1 pseudogene is annotated in these 919 nt (G+C 76.6%); it reads right to left on the reverse strand.

The window, feature by feature from the left end:
- Positions 1–12 precede the first annotated feature (12 nt).
- Positions 13–919 (reverse strand): annotated as a pseudogene (locus tag LP52_RS25485) (hypothetical protein); the annotation flags it as partial.

Genomic DNA, 919 nt, shown 5'->3' on the forward strand with positions numbered 1-919 from the left:
CGCGTCCCGTCGTCACCAGCCGTTGAGCAGCAGGTGGTTGGCCGCCAGCGCAAGCGCGGCCTGCACGCCCAGCCACACCCGGTGGTCGCGCGCGGGCAGCAGTGCGGCGGCGGGCACCACCCACACCACGAACGGCAGCCAGATCCGCTCGGTCTCGCCCTTGCTCATGCCCGACAGGTCGGCGGCGGCGATCGCCAGCGCCGCGGCGGTCGCCAGGACCACCAGGGCGTCCGGGCCGCCGGGCGGGCTGCGGCGCAGGCGTCCCAGGGCCCCCGGCGCGGCGAGCACGGCGCGGCGCAGGCCGGCTATCGCGGCGGGACCGGCGGTGATCACCACGATGGCCAGGTTCGCCCAGACCCAGTAGTAGTAGGGCCGCTTACCGCCCACGCCCTGGAAGTAGCGCGTGACGAGCAGGTCGTAGCCCTCCAGCCACCAGAAGCCCGCGGCGGTGAACGCGACGGCGACCGCCGCGGCGCCGAGGACCGCCAACGGCAGCGGCCGCAGGGTGCGGGTGCAGGCGACCACCGCCAGAGCGAGGATCGCCGCCAGGGTCAGACCGTAGGACAGGTACAGCACCCAGCCCAGCAGCAGTCCCGCGCCCAGCGCCGCGGCCCAGCGCGCGGGAGTGCGCGCCGCCGTCCCGGCCAGGGCGAGCAGCGCCAGCCCCCAGGCGGCGACCCCCGCGAAGTAGCCGTCCGCCGAGGTGCCCACCCACACCGCGGCGGGCGCCAGCACCACGAACGGCGCGGCCAGGCGCGCCCACCGCGCGGAACCGAGCGCACGCAGGGCGATCAGGATCGCGGCCGCGGCGGAGGTGCCCACGACGATGCAGAACACCCCCGCCCACGCGCCTCCGCCCAAGCCGATGCGGTCCAGCCCGACGAAGGTCAGCATCGCTCCCGGAGGATGCCCGGCGACG

Origin of the sequence: Streptomonospora alba (assembly GCF_000826685.1) — a bacterium.
GTDB lineage: Bacteria > Actinomycetota > Actinomycetes > Streptosporangiales > Streptosporangiaceae > Streptomonospora > Streptomonospora alba.